Here is a 21,176-nt window from a genome sequence, read left to right on the forward strand (position 1 = left end):
GACACTGCGAACCCGGTAGGAGCGAGGCTTGCCCGCGAAGGCATCACCTCGGTTCCGGATAATCCGGTTAATCTGCAGCGCTGCCCTATGCTATCCAGGCAAGCCATTCACAGGAGTGAAGCATGCGTGTTCTAGCCACAAACAGTCAGGACGATTTCCGCGTCAAAGCCTACGCCGGCACCAACGGCGTGCTGCTGGCCATGGACCTGGCCGAATCCCGCCGCAAGGGCCTGCTGGGTTTCGCCATCGAAAAACAGCAAGGCAGCAAGCCCTGGTTGTTCCTGTTCAATAGCCTGACGTTCCCCGGCAAGGCTCATACGTTCCCGCAGTTTCACGCCACCCCGAGCGACCTCGCGCCGCTGCAGAAATTTCGCTGGGCCGATTACGCGGTCAATCCGGGGATGACGATCCATTACCGAATCCACCTCGCCTATGGCAGCGCCGATGCACCGCAGCTGGGCGAATTTCTCGAAGTGACCGTCACGTCCGACAACGGCCTGCCACACAATCAGAGTGTGATTTTCAACCGCGCGGTGGCCGCCAGCCAGGCATTCCAGCGCAAGTTTCCCGACCTCGACGCGTTGATCAGCGCCAACAAGAACCTGCCCATCGAGGCCTGGCCCGATGCGCCGCGCCAGTGGCTGGAAAACGGTTTGCTCGGGCGCCTGCTGGGGTTTATCGAACGGGCGCTGGATGGTCAGTGGGCGCTGGACATTGCCATTTACGAGTACGAGTTGCAGGTGATCGTCGATGCCGTCAACGCGGCGTTCGAACGGGGTGTGAAGGTTCGCGTGCTGTATCACGCACAACCCGACGATGACGACACGGTCATCAACCAGGCCAGCCTGGAAAAAATCCCGGCGGCGAACAAGCGCGGGCGTGTCACCCATAACATCTTCCACAACAAATTCATGGTGCTGAGCCGGGTCGATGCCGCCGGGCAGCTTCAGCCTGAAGCAGTGCTGTGCGGCAGCACCAACTTCACGCCCAATGGCGTTTATCGCCAGGCCAACGTGGTGCATGTGCTGGACGACGCGCGCATCAGCGCCAGCTATCTGCAGACCTTCGAGCAAGTCTGGGCGACACCGGACGACGTCGGCGCCACCCGGCAATGGATCACGCAACACAACCCGATAGACCCGCAGCAACCGTTGTTCGCCGGGTTCTCACCGCGTTCAGGGCAGGGTGATTTGCGGGCGTTTGTCGAGATCATCAACGCCGCGAAAAAGGACGTGCTGTTTGTCACCGCGTTCGCCTTGCCCGACGACATTCTCAACGCGCTGCTCGGCCAGCCCCACGACGACATTTTGCGTTACGGCCTGCAAAACACCGCCAGCCGCATCACCGGTTTTCACGCTGATCGCAGCGCCGAATTTGCCGCGACTGCGCTGCTCAACACCGGGTTGGAGGGCTGGCTTCGAGAGAACATGAAGGGCCAGAAGGGCAATCTGCTGGTGCACACCAAAGCCGTGGTCACCGACTTCACCAGCGACGCGCCGACGATCATCAGCGGCAGCCACAACCTCAGCGCTGCGGCCAGCAACGGCAACGACGAGAACTATCTGATCGTGCGCGGCGATACCGATCTGGCTGATCGTTATGGTTTGGAGTTGCTGCGGTTCTACGAGCATTACCGCTTTCGCTACTTCGCGAAGAAGCTTGCGCTCAAACAGGTGCAGCCGTTGAAGGTGGATGACAGCTGGACCGATGATTACTACCTGGCGGGGGATTTGCGGCAGCTGTCCAGATTGCGATTCTCCGGACGGTAAATCAGTGTATCCAATGGCCCCATCGCGAGCAGGCTCGCTCCCACATGGGATTTGTGTACGCCACCGACCAAATGTGGGAGCGAGACCGGCTTGCCGGCGATGGGGGCGACACGGTCTCCCCGCGTCAGTGGAACTTTGAACTTCCCCCTGATTACTTCCCCATCGCCTGTCGGTACTGCCGCGTACGCCGCCCAATGTACAAACGGTCAAGGATCAGCGCCCAGACTGCCGACACCTCAGGCCGGGGCTTGCGGCCACGGCTCAGGCGCTGGAGCTGGAATTTCACCACAGCCATGCTCGCCAGCGCGGCCAACGGTTTGCGTTTCCACTGGATCGGCGGCAGTTGCGGATGGCTGTTCCGGCCTTCGCGCCAGTGTTTGACCAACTGCGGTTCGAGGGCCAACGCCGTGCCGATACCTGCCATGGCGATGCCGCTGTCGAGTACTTGTTCGACGATCGCCAAACGCCGAATCCCGCCGGTCACCATTACCGGCATGCGCGCCACGCTCGCCAGTTCACCGGCCATTTCCAGAAAGTACGCTTCCCGCGCCAGGGTCCGGCCATCGCGTGCCTCGCCCTGCATGGCCGGTGCTTCGTAGCTGCCGCCCGACAACTCAAGCAAATCGATCGGCTGATCGTTGAGCCACTGGATCACTTGGCGGGCATCGTCGGCGTCGAAGCCACCGCGCTGGAAGTCGGCCGAGTTGAGTTTTACCGAGACGCAGAATTTCGGTGATACGGCCTGGCGAACGGCGCTGATCACGTCGAGCAACAAGCGTGCGCGATTCTCCAGGGATCCGCCCCAGCGGTCGGTGCGGCGATTGGTCAATGGCGACAGGAACTGGCTGATCAGGTAACCGTGTGCCGCATGAATCTGCACGCCGGTGAAACCGGCCTTTTCGGCGAGGGCAGCGCTGGTGGCGAAGCGCGTGATTACCTCGGCGATATCGTCTTCGGACATCGGTTTGGGTTCGGCAAACATCTTGGAAAATGAACCGAGATCCAGTGCCACCGCCGAGGGCGCCCACGCTTGCTGGCCGAGGTTGGCCATGGTCTGGCGCCCCGGATGATTGAGCTGCACCCAGAATTGCGCGCCACCGGAGCGGCCAATCGTTGCCCATTGGCGAAAGCGTTCCATGTCGCGTTCATCTTCCAGCACCACGCCACCGGGGCCGGTCATGGCGCGGCGGTCGATCATCACATTGCCCGTCAGCAACAACCCGGTTTCGCCCCCGGCCCAGGCCTGGTACAAGCGAAACAGTGCATCGGACGGCGCCTGCCCGGTGTCGGCAAGGTTCTCTTCCATCGCCGCTTTGGCAATGCGATTGCCGATTGTCTGGCCGTTGGGCAAATTCAACGCTTGGAAGGGCGACATGCTTGACTCCTCATCAGTGGAGTACAGAGGCTAAGCTTAAAGCTCACTTTAATGTCAAGCAGGAAAACGAGGCCGGGATGAAAATTGGTGAATTGGCTCTGGCGTCGTTCAAGCCCTCGCGCTGATGGCGGCAGCCGATGGGGCGGGAATCGGATTGCGCATCAGCGTGCCCACCACCAACGCCCCCAGCAATGCGAGTAATCCGGCGACCAACAACAAGAGACTGAAGCCGCCGACGAACGCCTGTCGGGCCAACGGTTCGACCACGCTGCGCGCGGCTTGCGGCAACAGGTCCAGCGCTGCGGGCATGTCACCGGCCACTACCCGCGACGCGATGCCTTGGGTCTGGGCGAGCCATTGCGCGCCTTGTGCCGACAAATCTGCGTGCAACAACTGTTCGGCATGGCTGGACAGCAACGCGCCGTACACGCCGATGGCCAGCACGATCGCACTGAAACGCATGGTGGTGCTCATGCCCGAGGCCATCCCGGTGCGCTCCCTGGGCACGCAGGCCATGATGTTTTTCTGCGTGTCGCCGTTGAGCAGCCCGGCCCCCGCGCCGGTGACGGCAATCGCCAGGGCAAAAGGCAGGTAACCGCCGCTGCTGACCGCCCAGGCACTGAGCAGATTGCCGCTGCCGACCAGGGTCAAACCGGTCGCCATCAACGTGGCCGGGGCAAATCGACTGGCCAGGCGCACGCCGATACGCGGGCAAATCAACATGGTCAGGGCAAACGGCAACATGCCCAGCCCTGAGGCGATGGCCGAGAAACCCAGGCCGTTTTGCAGATAAAACGGCAGCAACGTCATCATCACCTGCGCGCAACCGGCGTAGGCAAACATCCCCAGCAGCGCGCCAATGAAGCGCGGATGTTTGAACAATTGCAGGTCGACCATCGGCCGCCGCTGCATCCGCTCGATCACGACGAACAACCCCAGTAACAGCGCGCCGCCGATCAGTCGGGCGTAAGTGATCGGGTTGTTCCAGCCGATCCGGTTGGCCTCGATCAGACCCCAGATCAGGCACAACAAACTGCCACTGAACGCCAGGCTGCCCCACGGATCGAGGCGTGCGGATTGAGGGTCGCGGGATTCCGGCACCGCACGCCAGACCATGACCATCAGGAACAGGCCCACCGGTAAATTGAGGTAGAAGATCCAGCGCCAGCCAATGAATTCAGTGATCAAACCGCCGACGGTCGGCGCGGCGGTCATCGCCACGCCCATGCACGCGCCCCAGAACGCCCAGGCTTTGGCCCGTTCCACTTCATCGTGAAACGTATGGCCGATAGAGGCCAGTGCCGAGGTCAGCAGCAACGCCGCGCCGACCCCCTTGATCGCCCGTGCGATGTCGAGGAACAACGCGTTGGGCGCAGCGCCGCAACCGATGGACGCCAGAATGAAAATGCCCAGGCCGCAGAGCAGGGTTTTCTGCCGGCCGAAGCGGTCGGCGATGCTGCCCGCCGGCAGCAACAGGGCGGCGAAGGCGAGCATGTAGGCGCTGACCACCCATTCGATGTCGGCAAAATTTGCGCCCAGGTCCCGGGCGATCGTCGGCAGGGTGACGGCGACGATGTTGGTATCGAGGACGATCAACGAACACACGCCGGAAGCGGTCAGCAATGTGAGGCGCGGATTGACGCGGCTCATGACCTGATTGCCTTTTGCACAAGGCAGCTTTCTGTAACGGCGAAAAGGGGTTTGACGTACATGCTGTGGGCTCTCTACTGTGATTGCCGAATGAGCTTATCGCGACCGCTTGTGCGCTTCGTTAGCCGAAAACCGGCATTTCATTACCTTTGAGCTAATGCGCCCATGGACATACGGCATTTCCGCTACTTTCTGGCCGTTGCCCGGCAAGGCAACTTCACGCGTGCCGCCGAACAACTCGGTATCGCACCGCCGACCTTGACTCGACAGATCCAGGACATGGAGAACGAACTCGGCACGCGACTGTTCGTGCGCCAGACCCGTGAGGTCAGCCTGACCGAAGCCGGCGCCGCACTGCTGATCGAAGCCGAGGCGACGGTGCGGCAATTCGAGTACGCCCAACGCAACGCCCAGCGCGCCGGGCGAGGGGATATCGGTCATATCGAGCTGGGTTACGTGGCCTCTGCGGTGTACTCGGGCCTGCTGCAAAAGCAGGTGCAGGCGTTCAGCCGCGAATGCCCGGACGTCAGCCTCAACGTGCGCGAAAGCCCGATGGCGAGCTTACCGGCGATGGTCCTCGAAGGCCGGTTCGATATCGGTTATGTGCGTTCACCCATGACGTTGCCCGAAGGGCTGGAAGCCCTTCGCCTCGACGCGGAAGGTTTTGTGCTGGCGCTGTCGAGCGAGTCGTGGCTGTGCCGTTTGACCGAGATCGGCCCGGAGCATTTGCAGGGCGAGACGTTCATCCTGCCGGAGCAGATCAGCGGCACCTTGCAAGTCGCCGCCGAGGGTGGGTTTGCGCCGAAACTCGGGGCGCAACCCGGAGGGCTGGTGGCGGTGCTGGCGCTGGTGTCGCTGGGGCAGGGCGTGGCGGTGGTGCCGGAGTCGGTGGTCGGGCACGTCGGGTTGCCCGGTGTGGTTTACCGCTCGATCAAAGGGTGCGAGGCGAGCTCGTGGTTGTCGTTGGTGTATCGGCGGTTTGAGAAATCGGCGGCGGTTATCAGGTATATCGAGCAGGTCAAACATCGCTAAGAGCAAAAGCTTCGCGAGCAAGCCCGCTCCCACATTTGATCTCCATTATTTGATAGAACACGGTCAAGTGTGGGAGCGGGCTTGGTCTGGGCGGCATTCCGACGAAGGCGGCTTCAAAAACACAGAATCTGCTGCTGGTTACAGATTTTGTAATGATTTCTGGCTGTAGGAAAAGTCGCTTTCACCTGTACGCTCCAAGGCCTTTTTCCTTTCAGGACTTGCATGAACACCCTCTTGGAGCCCCCCAGTTATCCTTCCCTTCAGCGCCATCGTGCGCGCCTGATACACGCGAAACACCCGGTCTTTCGCCTTCCGAACACCCTTGTCATTGCAGCTCCACGGCCTCTGCGCCGCGCCTTGCCGTGCCCGGCATTCTGAATTCACTGAAGAGATCGAGACGTTTTTATGGAATGGATAGCTGACCCCACCGCGTGGCTGGGCCTGTTGACGTTGATCGTGCTGGAGCTGGTGCTCGGCATCGACAACCTGGTGTTTATCGCGATCCTGGCGGACAAACTGCCGCCCGAGCAGCGTGACCGTGCACGAATCATCGGTTTGTCCCTGGCCTTGCTGATGCGCCTGGGTCTGCTGGCGAGTATTTCCTGGCTGGTGACCCTGACCCAGCCGCTGTTCGAGGTGTTCGAGCACAGTTTCTCCGGCCGTGACCTGATCATGTTGTTCGGTGGTGTGTTCCTGTTGTTCAAAGCGACGATGGAATTGCACGAGCGACTTGAAGGCCATGTTGGCCAGCGCTCGTCCAACACGGCTTACGCGCTGTTCTGGCCGATCGTCGCGCAGATCGTGGTGCTCGACGCGGTGTTCTCCCTCGACGCGGTGATTACCGCCGTGGGCATGGTCGATGAGCTGGCGGTCATGATGATCGCGGTGATCATCTCCATCGGCCTGATGATTGTCGCCAGCAAGCCGCTGACCCGTTTCGTCAACGCACACCCTACGGTGATCATGCTGTGCCTGGGCTTCCTGATGATGATCGGCTTCGCGCTGACCGCTGAAGGCCTGGGCTTCCATATTCCGAAGGGCTACCTGTACGCGGCCATTGGTTTCTCGATCCTGATCGAGCTGTTCAACCAGATCGCCCGGGCGCGTCGCAAAAAGTCCATGCAGGGCCTGCGACCGATGCGCGAGCGCACAGCCCACGCGGTCTTGCGTTTGCTGGGTGGTCGCAAACTGGCGGTGGAAGAGGTCGGCGAAGAGATTGCCGACATGCTCGACAACGGCGAGGCGCCAAGCGAAGAGCTGTTCGACCGTCGCGAGCGGGTGATGATCAGCGGCGTGCTGCAACTGGCCGAGCGCCCGATTCGCACGTTGATGACGGTCCGCGCCGACGTCGATCACATCGACCTGTCCGACGACGCAGAAGCCATTCGTACACGGCTGATGCATTCGTCCTACTCGCGCCTGCCGTTGATACGCGACGGTGCGGTGGATGAGCCGCTGGGCTTCGTGCACAAGAAGGAATTGCTCAAGGAATACCTGGCCGGCAACGAGCCGGACCTTGAGCATCTGGCGCGCAAGACCATCAACCTGCTGGACAGTTATTCGATCCTCAATGCCCTGGAACAGATGCGCCAGGCCTCGACGCACATCGCCTTTGTGGTCAATGAGTTCGGTGACTTCGTGGGCGTGCTGACCATGACCGACATTCTCGAATCGATTGCCGGCGAGTTGCCCGACGCCAGCGAAATCGAGGGGCCGGACGTGGTGGAAGAGCCGGGCGGGTTCAGGGTCAATGGTGCGTTGAACCTGATGCGGGTTCGCCAGCGGACCGGGTTCGCCGTAGAGCCGACCGAGGACTATCAGACCTTGGCGGGGCTGGTGATGAGCTTGCTGGATCGTCTGCCGATGATTGGCGACAGCCATGAGTGGGAAGGCTGGCGCATGACGGTGATGGCGGTTGAGGAGCGGCGGGTGACGCGGGTGTTCCTGACGCGGATCGGCGGGTGATTATTCGCTGAGTTTGAGGGCCTCATCGCCGGCAAGCCGGTCTCATTCCCACAGTTGACCGTGTCGGCCTGAATTACGCGGTCAACTGTGGGAGTGAGCCTGCTCGCGATGGGGCCCTCACATTCACCTCAACCCTTCGCGGATTGCTCTTCCAGCTGATCCGACTCAAACAGCTTCGCCAGTTCCGCCCTGGCTTCCTGCGCGGTCTGCAACACCTTCGCCGCATCGTCATACACCGCATGCTGCGCTTCCAGCACTTGCTCGTCGTGATGCTGGAAACGCTTGATCCGCGCATCCGCCTGCGCCTGGGTAAGGCCCAATCCCACCAGGGTGCGCCGGCTCATTTCCAGGCTCGAATAATAGGTTTCCCGAATCGCCTCGGCCCCCAGGTCCACCAAACGGTGCACATGCTGACGGTTACGGGCGCGGGCGATGATCTTGATGTGCGGATACAGCCGGTGCACCACCTCGGCGGTCTTGATGTTGGTGTCCGGGTCGTCGGTAGCGATGATGAAGTATTCCGCCTGCTCGACCTTGGCCGCGCTGAGGATTTCCGGGCGCATCGGGTCGCCGTAGAACACCGGCACGCCGCCAAAGCTGCGCGATAGTTCGATGGTTTCCACCGAGGTGTCGAGGGCGACGAACTTGATGTTCTGCGCGCGCAGGATACGGGCGACGATCTGCCCCATCCGGCCCATGCCGGCAATCACCACACGCGGTTCGTCGGTATCGATCTCGCGGAATTTCTCCGGCACCACCACCGGCTGCACCTTGGGGCTGACCAGTCGCGCGCAGATCAGCAACAACAACGGCGTCACCGCCATGGACAGGGTGATGGTCAGCACCAGCAGATCGTACAGACGCGGTTCGAACAAATTCTGGTCGCGGCCGATCTTGAACACCACAAACGCAAACTCACCACCCGCCGCCAGTACGATACCGAGACGAATCGCACTGACCTTGCCCAAACCGCCAGCCAGCCGCCCCACGACAAACAGCAGCGGCAGCTTGATGGCGATCAGCAGCAGGGTCAGGCCCAGCACCGTGATCGGCGCGCTGAGCAGCAGGCTGAGATTCGCGCCCATGCCGACGCTGATGAAAAACAGCCCCAGCAGCAGGCCCTTGAACGGCTCGATCTGCGCTTCCAGTTCGTGGCGGTATTCGGAATCCGCCAGCAGCAAACCGGCGAGGAACGCGCCCAGTGCCATCGATACGCCGACCAGATCCATCAGCCACGCCGTGCCGATCACCACCAGCAACGCGGTGGCGGTGGAAACCTCCGGCAGACCGGTGCGGGCGACCACACGGAACACCGGTCGCAGCAGATACCGTCCGCCGATCACCACCACGGCGATGCTGCCCAAAACGCGCAAGCCGTGGTTCAAATCCTCAGTCGCGGTGGTGGTGTGATCACCGCCCGCCAGCAACGGCACCATGGCGATCAGCGGGATCGCTGCGATGTCCTGGAACAGCAGAATCGCGAATGCCAGACGCCCATGGGGGCTGGTCAATTCCTTGCGTTCGGCCAGGCTTTGCAGGCCGAAGGCCGTTGAGGAAAGTGCCAGGCCCAGCCCCAGCACAATCGCGCTGTTCAACGGCTGGCCAAACACGAACAGCGCCACCACGCCAATCACCGATCCGGTCAGCAGCACCTGCGCCAGACCGACGCCAAACACCGATTTGCGCATCACCCACAAGCGTCGCGGCGACAGCTCCAGGCCGATGATAAACAGCAGCAACACCACGCCGAGCTCGGAAATATGACTGACGCTTTGCGGGTTGCCGATCAGCCCCAGTACCGACGGCCCGATGATCACCCCGGCAAACAGATAACCCAGCACCGCCCCGAGTTGCAGGCGCTTGGCTAAAGGAACGGTGAGCACCGCCGCGAACAGGAACACGACAGCGGCTTGCAACAGGTTGCCTTCATGGGGCATGGGGAAACTCCAGAACTCGGTACGGCGGGGGGTACAAGGATAAAGGCTGAGACGACGGGCGCAAGCCAGGCCTGCAATGATTGTATGGATGGCGCGTTGTTGCGTATTTCACCTGCAACAAAGCCGATGAACAGAAACCCCCAATGTTTATTCAGTTCCTTTTTAGTTGAGAACGAGGGATTTCAACGTGAGGAAAAATGCCGTCCCATTGCGCATCGATCCGCCGGATTCGCTCACTCAAATCAGGATGGGTTGCAAATAAACGATCCATTGCCGACGACACGCCAGTATTGAAATACAGGTGACTGAACTCACCCGCCCTGGCGGCCTTGATGTGCGAACCTTGTGCATGACCGCCAATTTTTTTCAGTGCGCCGGCAATGCTTTGCGGATTTCGGGTGTACTGCACCGCCGTGGCATCGGCCAGAAATTCACGTTGCCGGCTGACGGCGGCCTTGATCAGACTGCCAAAAAAACTCCCGGCGAATCCGGCTATACACAAAAAAATGCCGATCAGTACACCCGCCAGTTTCAGTCGTTGGTCACGGTGGTTGCTCTGACTCGCTTTGACCAATATCAGGCTGCCCGCCAGTCCGAGCACCAGCAGTCCGCTAATGATTGCCAGCATGTGCATGTTGAGACGCATGTCCCCGTTGTAGATATGGCTGAACTCATGGGCAATCACGCCTTGCAGCTCTTCTCGCGTGAGCAGCGATATCGCACCCTGCGTCACGCCGATCACTGCATCTTCGGGGGTGAACCCGGCCGCGAAGGCGTTGATGCCCTCATCCGGTAACAGATAGACCGTCGGCACAGCGATGCCTGAGGCAAGCGCCATTTCCTCGACGATGTTGATCAGGCGTTGCTCTTCGAGCGTTCGCCCGCCGTGATTGAGCTGACGTCCGCCCAGTTTTTCTGCGATGACCTTACCGCCGGCCCGGAGCTCTGCGTACTTGACCAGACTGCCCAGCAGAACAACGCCGATGATTAACGGCGCCACAACCCCGACGGCTTGCCAGTTGAGGGTCAATCTGCGGCTGCCGTCATTCGCATGGTCAAGACTGAATGCGAGGCAGGTTATGGTGATCAGGCTTAGCACCGACAGGATCATCAACAGGACGAGCAGCGCCGTTCGGTGTCTGGCCTGGCGCTGTTGCTCAAAAAAATTCATCGGACCATCCGTGGGCAAAGCGTTTTAGAAGGAAACCTGAGGTGCTTGTTGAATAGACGCGGTATCGGGGAATTCCAGCGGGGTGGCATCGGCGGCATGGCCGAAGCGAGCGGCCAGTAGCACGGCGGGGAAGCTTTGTTTGAGATTGTTGTAGGTCAGCACCGCGTCGTTGAACACTTGGCGGGCGAAAGTCACTTTGTTTTCAGTGCTGCTGATTTCTTCACTGAGTTGCTGCATGGCCTGCAAAGCCTGGAGTTCCGGGTAGGCTTCCAGGGTGACATTCAGTCGCCCCATGGCGCTGCTGAGTACACCATCGGCCAGACTCAGTTGAGCCATATTTCGCGCGTCGCCCGGTTGAGCCTGGGCGGCCTTGAGCCCGGCCATTGCATTGTTGCGGGCGGCGATGACGGCCTCGAGCGTCTCGCGCTCATGGGTCAGATAACCTTTGGCAGTTGCTACCAGATTGGGGATCAGGTCATAACGGCGCTTGAGTTGCACCTCAACCTGCGCGAAGGCATTTGCTATTTCATTGCGGCGGGCGACCAGGCTATTGAAGAGCCCGATGACGTACAGAATGCCTAGAACCAGAACGGCCAAAATGACCAGCAAGACGATGCTGTTAGTGCTCATGGTGTGATGTCCTTGTTCACGGAAGGAGATTTTGCGCAGGATGTTAACGGAAAACCCAAGGCTTGACTGCTTTCGGCCAAGTCAGGTTGATCGTGCAGCTTCATGTCGGCCAGTGGAGCGTCAAAGCCTATTCGCTGTGAACCCGCACCGGGGGCTCGGTGCCCAACCGATACTGATTATTCCCGCTGCGCTTGGCTTCATACATCGCCAGGTCTGCAATATGAATCAACCGGTCCATGCTCGGCGCATGATCGGGGAACACCGCGACGCCCAGGCTGGTGCCGATGTGGCGCTGGTCGTTGCCGATGGTCACGGGTGGTGAGAGTTCGACGAAGATTTTCTGGCAGATGTTGCGGGCTTCGTCTTGCAAACTGCCGCCTTGCGGCAGGCCCTGGAGGATGACCACGAATTCGTCGCCACCGATGCGGGCGACGGTGTCGGTTGAGCGCAGGATTCGCTTCAGGCGCGTGGCGGTGGTGACGAGTACGCGGTCGCCGGCGGCATGGCCGTAGCGGTCGTTGATCGCCTTGAAACCGTTAAGGTCGACGAACACCAGTGCTACTCGGGTGGCGGTGATTCGGGCTTGTTCCAGTGCCTCGGACAGGCGTTCTTCGAGCACCAGCCGGTTGGGCAGGCCGGTCAACGGGTCGAAATGGGCCAGGTGCTGCAGGTAACTGGCGGAGGCTTTTTCCTCGGTGATGTCGCGGACCACGCCCATCATCTTGATCGTTTCATCGTGGTTGTTTTTCACCACGTTGCCGGTCTCGCGCAACCAGCGGATGGTGCCGTCGGGCCAGATGACCCGGTATTCCTCGTCATGGTTCTCGCCGGTTTCCAGGCAACGCAGCTCACCGGCCCGTACCCTGACCCGGTCGTCGGGATGCACGCAGGCGCAAAACAAGGCGTAGGAGGGCGTCACTTCGCCGATCTTGAAGCCGAACATGCCGTAAATCGCGTCCGACCAGTAGAGCCGATCGGTGTCGACATCCCAATCCCAGGTGCCGATGCGGGCGAAATACTGGCTGCGTTTGAAGCGTTCGGCGTCGCTGTCCTGATGGATGTTTTGTCGTTCGGACAGGTGGGTGATGAGCACGCGATACTCGTCGAGCTGCTTTCGCAGCGAACGCTCGCGACAGATCAGCGCGATAATCAGGGCAAGCAGCAACGCGCAAATGGCTGCGCCGGTCCAGACATGAATCATGCAGAGGTTGCCGTCATGGCGTTTTGATTCCTAGGGTAGGTGCTGCATATCTTAGTTCACGCCTAGTGACAGAAACAGGCCGTATGGGTTGCCAATCGCGCACGTTTCTGGGAAAACGGCGCCGTTACGTCCAATTGGGCGAATGAACAATAGAGTGAACATGATGAATGATGAACTGCAGGTAATCGATCTTGAAGCGGGCGACGGCAAAGCTGCCGTCAAAGGTGCGCTGATCACCACCCAGTATCGTGGCTGGCTGGAAGACGGAACCGAGTTCGATTCTTCCTACAGCCGGGGCAAACCTTTCCAGTGCGTGATCGGCACCGGACGCGTGATCAAGGGCTGGGATCAGGGGATCATGGGGATGCAGGTCGGTGGCAAGCGCAAATTGCTGGTGCCGGCGCATCTGGGCTATGGCGAGCGCACGATGGGGGCGATCCCGCCGAATTCGAACCTGATTTTCGAGATTGAATTGCTGGAAGTTTTGACGCGGGATGATTGATTTGTTGGTTGTGGCCTGAAAACACAAACCTGTCATCCAGATTAGAGGTGATGGCAGGTTTTATGTTCTGCTGGGAGGATTTCCGGTTTTTATTTAGCGAGTCAGATGAAAGTTTCAATATCATCTAGCGTGTCAGCAACGGTCGCTTCAAGTGCCGGGAATTTTGTTTTCGCAGTATCGAGGGCGGGAAGCACTGCGTTCATATCCAATGTTCCGTGTCTGCGGGCTATATGACCGAGCGACGTGATAGCCGATGCCACGACTCGCTCGCTGCCACTGTCGAGATATTTCAAGCAAATGGTCTGGGCCCAAAATCTATCCTGCTCATTCAAGCCAATGGAAATCAGCGCGGTGACAATACTTGTTTCTAAGCCGGTATCAAGAAGACTGACCGCTTCGTCGTGGCTCATTGATGGATCTTGATAGAGAAGACTCACCTTTCAACCCCCAGAATATTTCCTTTGTTGTCGGCTTTTTTAGCCTTGATCAGAGCATTTTTCATATCTTGATGGAGTTTATCCCAAGGCCTGACATGGCCGTGGTAAATGTCCCCTCCCGTACGATCAAAGACGACAAATTCTTTGGTTTCTGGATCAACACCAATCCGACGTGCCGATGTAGGTTTTACCTGCACTGAGTTGTCGAGCGCTTCCTGTCCATTGGCGGGTCCCTTGCTTTTCACTGGGGTATCCGTTTTTCCATGGTAACTGGCTGCATCGAACTCCAGGGTTAAGACGATGTAAAGAGGCTTGATGCCAGAATCAGCCGGGAATACAAGAATGAAATCCTTATACTCAGGCGGGTAGATCGGATTAACGATGATGCTGTCTGCGGCTGGCGTAGGCGGATAAATCCAGATGTGCGGGACTTGTGGAGCACCTTCCAGCGGTGGGATTCCCGAATTGCTGGACGGGTCTACGGCAGGTGTCCATATCAGCGTTGTCCCGTTGCCAAAGTCAGCCACCTGTTGAGAGCCTTGAGCCACGAACTGCACGACGGGAATCATTTCCCAGTCGCTGCGCTTCTGGGTGTTGTACCCATAGCCCTTTAAAATTCCATCGGCCTGTTGTTCTACATGCAGGCGGACACGTGTACGACCTTCCTTGAGTGTCTTGAGCTGTTCCTCTGAGTATAGGGAACTGTCCCCAAGACTGGACGGCCAGAGCAGTGCAACGACGCCCGCTAACGCGCCGGCAGCAACACCAGCAGTTATTACCCCTGTACCACCGGCAACTGTGGTCCCGAAACCAGCCGTTCCAGCCCCGCCCAAGAGAAGCGTTCCAAGAGAGCCAGGTAACGCACTACCGCTGATTTTTTTGAGAGGAATGTTTCCTGCCGCGTCCCTTTCGCGACCACCCAGAAGAGAGAAGTTTCCGTAGTCAGCCAGTTTCTCGACAGGAACAAACCCCGCTGGGTTGTCGTGGTCGATTACTCCGTACGGGAGGTTGCAGCTTTTGGTGAACACGCAACCCTTAGTGGGTCGATTTTCCTGCAGAGGTTGCCTGACAATACGATCTTCGTAAGCCTGCTGGCGGGCCATCATGTCGTCATAAGATTTTTGTCTGGCATCCCGCTCCGCCAGTTCGGTTGCGGTCATATACCGGCTGGTGACGTGATGTCCGTCCCCTGAGGGTGGGTTTTGAATCCGTGGAATGTCTGTTTTGCGAGACATGAGCGTCCTTGTTACATCCTTTGAAAGCGATGCGGACGTTATCTCGTGAAGGCTATGCCTGGCTGTAGGACGGATCTGAAAACATGCCTGTTGTTACAAGATTGACTCAATTGATCTTTCCTGAACGGACGTAGTTGTTGGCAATGGTGCTGGGTGTTTTGTTCTTAGATGTTCGCGCGAAAACGATGTTGGTTGTCATGCCGCCATCGCCGGCAAGCCGGCTCCTACAAAGGGCGTTGTAGGAGCCGGCTTGCCGGCGATGAACGATAACGCGGTCGATCAGGCGTTCGGCGAATTGGGGCTAACCCTGAAACGTCTCCCGGTACGCATACAACCCCGGTGTCCCGCCCGTCATTACAAACAACACGTTGTCCCCGGCGCGAAAACGTTCTTGCTTGAGATCCGCCACCAGGCCAGCAAACGCCTTGCCGGAGTAAACCGGGTCGATCAACAAGCCTTCGGCGCGAGCCATCAGGCGTACGGCGTCTTGCATGGCTTCGGTAGGCAGGCCGTAACCTTCGCCCAACTGACTGCCGTCAACGACGATCTCTTCGGGTCGTACGCTGGTATTGCCGCCGAGTAATGCCAGCGTATCCTGGGTCAATTTCAGGGTTCTGGTCGCTGACGATTCCCGATCCGACAACACCGAATAAGACTTGACCATCGAGGCCCCTCGGTCCAGCAACTGGAAGCCGGCCGCGAGCCCGGCGTGGGTGCCGGCGCTGCCGTTGGGCACCACGACCTGATTGAAGACCAGGCCGAGTACCGTCTCCTGCTGCGTGATTTCTGCGGCGCAACGTGCATAACCGAGACTGCCGAGGGGCGTTGAGCCGCCCATGGGAATCACCAGCACCTTGTGTCCCGCGTCCCGAAGTTGCGCCGCGCGAGCCTCGGCCCGGGCGAGCGAGTCGGTGCCTCCCGCCAGCACTTGCAGTTGCGCGCCAAACAATTGGTCGAGCAGCACATTGCCGTTGAGTTCGTAATCCACATCAGTCTTGGGGACCGAGCGCGTCAGGATCAATTCGCAGGCGATGCCCAGGCGTGCGCAGGCTGCGGCGGTCAGGCGCGCATGGTTGGACTGCACGCCGCCGACGGTAATGACCGTATCAATGCCGGCCTGCTGCGCCGCCCCGATATGGAATTCGAGTTTGCGCAGTTTGTTGCCGCCACCACCCAGCAACATGTGATCGTCGCGCTTGAGAAACAGGCGAATTTCCCGCGCCCCCAGGCCCAACAGCTGTTCGAGGCGTTCGGCCCGTTGAATGGGCGTGGGGCCTTGCAGAAGGTCTGCTCGCGCAAAAGCGCTCAGGGCTTTGTCCAGTTGGGTTTGCATCGATGGCGCCTCGCTGACGTTTATCAGAGTGACTCTAGGGAGAAAGTCACTCGCGATAAACGCATTGCCAGTCATTACACCCTTAACCTGATGTAACAAATGCGCCGGCGTGCTCTTCACGAGAACAGCGGGATTCGGCCATTCAGGGAAGGGCGGTAGCGCCAGGTCAAGTGCTCCAGCGCGGGTTTCAAGGCCAGAATCTGCCTCAGCGTGGCGCTGGCGATACTCATGGCCAGTACCTGCCCCGGGCATTGATGACGACCGGCACCGAAGGTAAAACTGCGTCGCTGCGGGCGTTCGAGCATGAATGCATCAGGCTGCTCATTGAGCTGCGGATCGCGATTGGCCGACGCCAGCATCACCAGGATCACATCGCCCGCATTGAAGTTCATACCCTCGATTTCACAGGATGCGGCGACGAAGCGACGGGTGTTCTGTACCGGCGGATCGAAGCGCTGGACTTCGGCCAGCAGGTCGTCAATGTTGATCGAATCGTTCAGCCACTGCGGATGTCGAATCAACGCCAGTAACGCATTGCCGATCAGCCCGGCGGTGGCTTCATAGGTTTGGGAGAACAGGCCGATGAGGTTGGCAATCAGGGCTTCGCTGTCGTCGGAGGTTGCCGAAAACCGCTGGCGGATACCGGCAAGCAGGGCGCTTTGATTGTCCGGGTCGTCCAGCAGCTCAATGAAATAACCACGCAACTGTTCCGCCGCCGCATGGGCAGCGTCCAGGTGTGCCTGAGCGCTGAGGGGCGACAGGCACGCGACGAAATCCCCGGTCAGCTCGCTGATCACCCGAGCCTGTGCGGGCGAAAACCCCAGTAACGCCGCCACTACGCACACCGGGCCAAGAAACATTGCCTTGTGCAGCCCTTCGGCGTCGGGGCTGAGCAGCCTCGCGCCGACCAACGCGTTGACTTCCTCCCCGTCAATAAGCGCCACCTCCGGCTGGATCGCCGATCTTGGGCAACGCTGGCGTTCGCCCTCGTTCATCCGCATCAACTGACTGAAGACCTTGCCGGCCATGCCACTGGCAATGGTCTTGGGCACTGGCTCGTGAGTCGGCCGAACGTGACAGTCAGGATGCGCCAGCACCGCCGCCACGGCTTTGGCGCTACTGGCCACCCACAGTTTCAGTCCCTGGTGAAAAACCAGTCCGCCTTGAGCGCGCAGTTGCGCGTAATAAGGATAAGGATCGGCATGAGTCGCAGCGATGATCGGGTCCATGGGTCGCAGCCTTGTTCGTGGTGGGAAAAGTGTTGCTACTATCTCCAGTCCGAAAGGGGCTTGATTCGTCCGGGAGCGAAATATGAACGCAGAACCACACGACCTCGGTGTTTCACAGGTGGCGGCGGCCATTGCCGAACCGGCCCGGACCAAAATGTTGTGTTCTTTGATGGACGGCCACGCCCGCACCAGCACCGAGTTGGCGGCGATTGCCGAAGTCAGCGCTTCCACTGCCAGCGCGCATCTGGCCAAACTCAAGGACCTGGCGCTGCTGCGTCTGCATGTTCAAGGGCGTCATCGCTATTACAGCCTCGCGGACAAACGCGTGGCCCAGGCGCTGGAAGCGTTGATGGTGATCGGCCAGAACACCGCGCCGACGTTCAACCCTCGCACTCCGGACCGCCTGCAATTTGCCCGCACGTGCTACGACCACATGGCCGGCACGCTGGCGGTGTTGCTGCATGACCGGCTGCTGGAAAAAGGCTGGTTGCTGGAAACCGATGAGCAGGCTTATCGGCTGAGTGACAGCGGCGAGGCGTTGTTCGAAGGGCTGGGCATTGAAGTCAACGACCTGACCACGCAGCGCCGACGGTTTGCCTGCCCGTGCCTGGACTGGAGCATGCGCCGCCCGCATCTGGGTGGTTCGTTGGGCGCGGCGTTGCTGCAAATGGCGATCAAGCGCAAATGGGTGACGCAGGATCTGGACAGCCGGGCGCTGACGTTGACCGCGTTGGGCCGCAAGGAAATCGGCGCCCGGTTTGACCTGAAGCAAAGTCTGCCCGTAGGCGAGCTGATTCCGGGATTGATCACCCAGGCCGGTCAGGTCCGCGGCATCAAGGGCAGGGTGGGCAAGCGCCTCACACTGGCAAACGGAGTTCCTGACACGGATTCTCGGGAAACACAGAACCTGTAGGAGCCGGCTTGCTGGCGATGGACTCCAGTGCACCGCGGTGAACCAGTCAGTAAGCGTTATCGTTAACGACCATCGCCAGCAAGCCGGCTCCTACAGTTCTGAGGCGGACGGAATATCTGGCTCATAAAAAAGCCCCCCATCGCCAAGACGATGGGGGGCTTGGATGCAGCAGATGTCAGGTCAAACCTTGACGATCCAGCCTGCTGGCGCTTCGATCTCACCGGTTTGCACGCCGGTCAGCTCTTTGTAGAGCTTCTGGGTGACCGGGCCGACCTCGGTTTCGCTGTGGAACACGTGCAGGTGGTCGTTGTAGCTGATACCGCCGATCGGGGTGATCACGGCAGCCGTACCGCAAGCGCCGGCTTCCTTGAAGTCGGACAGCTTGTCGATGAACACGTCACCTTCAACCACTTCCAGGCCCAGACGCGTCTTGGCCAGCTCGATCAACGACAGACGGGTGATGCCCGGCAGCACCGACGGCGAGTTCGGGGTGACGAACTTGTTGTCGTGGGTGATCCCGAAGAAGTTGGCCGAACCGACTTCCTCGATTTTGGTATGGGTCATCGGATCCAGGTAGATGCAGTCGGCAAAATGCGCCTTCTTGGCCTGGGAACCAGGCATCAGGCTGGCGGCGTAGTTGCCACCGACCTTGGCTGCGCCGGTGCCTTGTGGGGCGGCACGGTCGTAGCTGGAGATCAGGAAGTTGTGCGGGGTCAGGCCACCTTTGAAGTAAGCGCCGACCGGGATGCAGAAGATCGAGAAGATGAACTCGGGTGCGGTACGCACGCCGATGTTGTCACCCACGCCGATCACGAACGGGCGCAGGTACAGCGCGCCGCCGGTGCCGTAAGGCGGGATGAAACGCTCGTTGGCGCGGACCACTTCCTTGCACGCTTCGATGAACTGCTCGGTCGACACATGCGGCATCAGCAGGCGGGCGCAGCTGCGCTGCATGCGGGCGGCGTTCTGGTCCGGGCGGAACAGGTTGATCGAACCGTCCTTGCAACGATAGGCCTTCAGGCCTTCGAAGCATTGCTGGCCATAGTGAAGGGCAGTCGAGCCTTCGCTGATGTGCAGCACATTGTCTTCGGTCAGGGTGCCTTTGTCCCACTCGCCATTACGCCAGTGCGACAGATAGCGCTTGTCTGTCTTGATGTAATCAAAACCCAGCTTGTCCCAATTGATGCTTTCGTTACCCATGACACCCTCTATCACTTAACAACCGTCGAAACGGTTCAAGGCTTCTGACGTTTTTTGGATGGGGACAACAATACTTCATTCCGGGCCTGTTTCGCAGCCCGGAATGCATTCCTTTGTAGGAGCGAGGCTTGCCCGCGAAGAACGATAACGCGGTGGTTCAGATACACCGCGTTATCGTTCTTCGCGGGCAAGCCTCGCTCCTACGGGGTCGGCTTAAAGGTGCAGCGCGTGGCCAAGAGCACGCAACGCCGCTTCCTGGACGGCTTCGCCCAAGGTCGGATGCGCATGGATGGTGCCGGCGATGTCTTCCAGCCGGGCGCCCATTTCCAGGCTTTGGCCAAACGCGGTCGACAATTCCGAAACACCCACCCCAACGGCCTGCCAGCCAACAATCACGTGATTGTCCCGACGAGCGACCACTCGCACGAAGCCGCTTTTCGATTCCAGCGTCATCGCCCGGCCATTGGCCGCGAACGGGAAGCTTGAAACGATGCAGTCCAGGCCCGCTGCCTTGACCTCGTCCGGGGTCTTGCCGACCACCACCAGTTCCGGGTCGGTGAAGCACACGGCAGCGATAGCCGTCGGGTTGAACTCGCGGGTTTTACCGCTGATCAGCTCGGCCACCATCTCGCCCTGAGCCATGGCCCGGTGCGCAAGCATCGGTTCACCGCTGAGGTCGCCGATGGCGTAGACGTTGCGCATGCTGGTCTGGCAACGGTTGTCGATCTTGATCGCCGAGCCGTTCATGTCCAGATTCAGCGCTTCGAGGTTCCAGCCCTGGGTGTTGGGTTTGCGGCCAACGGCGACCAGTACCTGATCGGTTTCCAGGTTCAGGGTTTCGCCGTTCGGTTCGAGAACCTGCAACGTATTGTTATTAGAATCAAAGCCTTGGACGCTGTGCTTCAAGTAAAGCTTCACGCCGAGTTTTTTCAATTCATCATGAACAGGCTGGGTCAGTTCAGCGTCGTAGGCCGGCAGGATGCGATCTTGCGCCTCGACCACACTGACGTCGGCGCCGAGCTTGCGATAGGCAATCCCCAGTTCCAGACCGATGTAACCGCCACCCACCACGACCAGCCGTTTCGGTACCGATGTGGGTGCCAAGGCTTCGGTGGAGGAGATGATCGGCCCGCCAATCGGCAGCATCGGCAGGTTCACGCTTTTCGAACCGGTGGCCAGCACCAGGTGCTCGCACTGAATGCGCGTGTCGCCGACTTCTACGGTTTTACCATCGATAACTTTCGCAAAACCTTGAATAACCTGAATTTTGTTCTTTTTCAGCAGCGCCGAAACGCCAGTGGTCAGGCGATCAACGATGCCGTCCTTCCATTCGACGCTTTTGCTGATATCGAGGGTCGGCGCCGAGACGCTGATGCCCAACGCAGAATGTTTGCTGTGGTGCTGCGTCTGGTGGAACTGCTCGGCAACGTGGATCAACGCTTTCGATGGGATACAGCCGATGTTCAGGCACGTACCGCCCAACGATTCGCCTTCCACCAGAATGGTCGAGATGCCCAGCTGGCCGGCACGGATCGCCGTCACATAACCGCCAGGACCGCCGCCGATGATCAGCAGCGTGGTGTTCAAAATCTGCATG

Annotated in this window: 17 protein-coding genes; 5 read left to right on the forward strand and 12 right to left on the reverse strand. The window is 59.7% G+C overall.

What is annotated here, in order from left to right; translation table 11 throughout:
* Positions 1–122: 122 nt before the first annotated feature.
* Positions 123–1,769, forward strand: a complete 1,647-nt coding sequence (locus ACM6IO_RS20375; RefSeq protein ID WP_414912107.1) for a phospholipase D-like domain-containing protein — start codon at positions 123–125, stop codon at positions 1,767–1,769.
* A 151-nt stretch (positions 1,770–1,920) separates the two neighbouring features.
* Here ACM6IO_RS20375 and ACM6IO_RS20380 read toward each other — a convergent pair whose 3' ends face one another.
* Both ACM6IO_RS20380 and ACM6IO_RS20385 read right to left on the reverse strand, forming a co-directional pair.
* Complete coding sequence (locus ACM6IO_RS20380) at positions 1,921–3,144, reverse strand: NADH:flavin oxidoreductase/NADH oxidase family protein (protein WP_414912108.1); 1,224 nt, start codon at positions 3,142–3,144, stop codon at positions 1,921–1,923.
* Between the two features lie 108 nt (positions 3,145–3,252).
* Positions 3,253–4,794, reverse strand: coding sequence for an MFS transporter (locus ACM6IO_RS20385; protein WP_414912109.1), 1,542 nt, complete (start codon positions 4,792–4,794; stop codon positions 3,253–3,255).
* 165 nt (positions 4,795–4,959) lie between these two features.
* Between ACM6IO_RS20385 and ACM6IO_RS20390 the strand changes: the two genes are divergently transcribed.
* On the forward strand, positions 4,960–5,826 hold the full coding sequence (locus tag ACM6IO_RS20390) for a LysR family transcriptional regulator (RefSeq protein ID WP_414912110.1): 867 nt from the start codon (positions 4,960–4,962) through the stop codon (positions 5,824–5,826).
* 405 nt (positions 5,827–6,231) lie between these two features.
* Positions 6,232–7,791, forward strand: a complete 1,560-nt coding sequence (locus tag ACM6IO_RS20395; RefSeq protein WP_008040048.1) for a TerC family protein — start codon at positions 6,232–6,234, stop codon at positions 7,789–7,791.
* A gap of 128 nt (positions 7,792–7,919) precedes the next feature.
* Here the strand turns inward: ACM6IO_RS20395 and ACM6IO_RS20400 are convergent, their stop codons facing one another.
* The 4 genes from ACM6IO_RS20400 to ACM6IO_RS20415 all read right to left on the reverse strand — a co-directional run bounded on the left by ACM6IO_RS20400 (position 7,920) and on the right by ACM6IO_RS20415 (position 12,730).
* Entirely contained in the window at positions 7,920–9,728 is a 1,809-nt protein-coding gene (locus tag ACM6IO_RS20400; protein WP_280163795.1) for a monovalent cation:proton antiporter-2 (CPA2) family protein, read from the reverse strand.
* A gap of 151 nt (positions 9,729–9,879) precedes the next feature.
* Positions 9,880–10,899 (reverse strand): M48 family metalloprotease, encoded by a 1,020-nt coding sequence (locus ACM6IO_RS20405; protein ID WP_414912111.1) that lies wholly within the window; start codon positions 10,897–10,899, stop codon positions 9,880–9,882.
* A gap of 24 nt (positions 10,900–10,923) precedes the next feature.
* Positions 10,924–11,529 (reverse strand): LemA family protein, encoded by a 606-nt coding sequence (locus ACM6IO_RS20410; RefSeq protein WP_414912112.1) that lies wholly within the window; start codon positions 11,527–11,529, stop codon positions 10,924–10,926.
* A gap of 127 nt (positions 11,530–11,656) precedes the next feature.
* Complete coding sequence (locus tag ACM6IO_RS20415) at positions 11,657–12,730, reverse strand: sensor domain-containing diguanylate cyclase (RefSeq protein WP_008040041.1); 1,074 nt, start codon at positions 12,728–12,730, stop codon at positions 11,657–11,659.
* 163 nt (positions 12,731–12,893) lie between these two features.
* Here ACM6IO_RS20415 and ACM6IO_RS20420 point away from each other — a divergent pair, with 163 nt between their 5' ends.
* Positions 12,894–13,232 carry an FKBP-type peptidyl-prolyl cis-trans isomerase gene (locus tag ACM6IO_RS20420; RefSeq protein ID WP_207285623.1) on the forward strand — a complete coding sequence of 113 codons (339 nt, stop codon included), beginning with the start codon at positions 12,894–12,896 and terminating at the stop codon, positions 13,230–13,232.
* 101 nt (positions 13,233–13,333) lie between these two features.
* On the opposite strand, the gene ACM6IO_RS20425 is transcribed toward ACM6IO_RS20420, so the two are convergent.
* From ACM6IO_RS20425 to ACM6IO_RS20440, 4 genes are all read right to left on the reverse strand, one after another.
* On the reverse strand, positions 13,334–13,642 hold the full coding sequence (locus ACM6IO_RS20425) for a hypothetical protein (protein WP_219739876.1): 309 nt from the start codon (positions 13,640–13,642) through the stop codon (positions 13,334–13,336).
* Between the two features lie 23 nt (positions 13,643–13,665).
* A complete protein-coding gene (locus tag ACM6IO_RS20430; RefSeq protein ID WP_008040039.1) occupies positions 13,666–14,904 on the reverse strand; it encodes an S-type pyocin domain-containing protein in 1,239 nt (412 codons plus the stop codon).
* Positions 14,905–15,205: 301 nt separating this feature from the next.
* Complete coding sequence (locus tag ACM6IO_RS20435) at positions 15,206–16,237, reverse strand: D-cysteine desulfhydrase family protein (RefSeq protein ID WP_414912113.1); 1,032 nt, start codon at positions 16,235–16,237, stop codon at positions 15,206–15,208.
* 116 nt (positions 16,238–16,353) lie between these two features.
* Complete coding sequence (locus tag ACM6IO_RS20440) at positions 16,354–17,466, reverse strand: cytochrome P450 (RefSeq protein WP_414912114.1); 1,113 nt, start codon at positions 17,464–17,466, stop codon at positions 16,354–16,356.
* 82 nt (positions 17,467–17,548) lie between these two features.
* On the opposite strand from ACM6IO_RS20440, the gene ACM6IO_RS20445 reads away from it, so the two are divergent.
* Positions 17,549–18,379, forward strand: a complete 831-nt coding sequence (locus tag ACM6IO_RS20445; protein ID WP_414912115.1) for an ArsR/SmtB family transcription factor — start codon at positions 17,549–17,551, stop codon at positions 18,377–18,379.
* 180 nt (positions 18,380–18,559) lie between these two features.
* On the opposite strand, the gene ACM6IO_RS20450 is transcribed toward ACM6IO_RS20445, so the two are convergent.
* Positions 18,560–19,579: a branched-chain amino acid aminotransferase gene (locus tag ACM6IO_RS20450; RefSeq protein ID WP_008034076.1), complete on the reverse strand. Its 1,020-nt coding sequence runs from the start codon at positions 19,577–19,579 to the stop codon at positions 18,560–18,562.
* 213 nt (positions 19,580–19,792) lie between these two features.
* Complete coding sequence (gene lpdA, locus ACM6IO_RS20455) at positions 19,793–21,175, reverse strand: dihydrolipoyl dehydrogenase (RefSeq protein ID WP_192416574.1); 1,383 nt, start codon at positions 21,173–21,175, stop codon at positions 19,793–19,795.
* Position 21,176 lies beyond the last annotated feature (1 nt).

Source organism: Pseudomonas sp. IT-P44 (assembly GCF_949768225.1).
GTDB classification, from domain to species: domain Bacteria; phylum Pseudomonadota; class Gammaproteobacteria; order Pseudomonadales; family Pseudomonadaceae; genus Aquipseudomonas; species Aquipseudomonas migulae.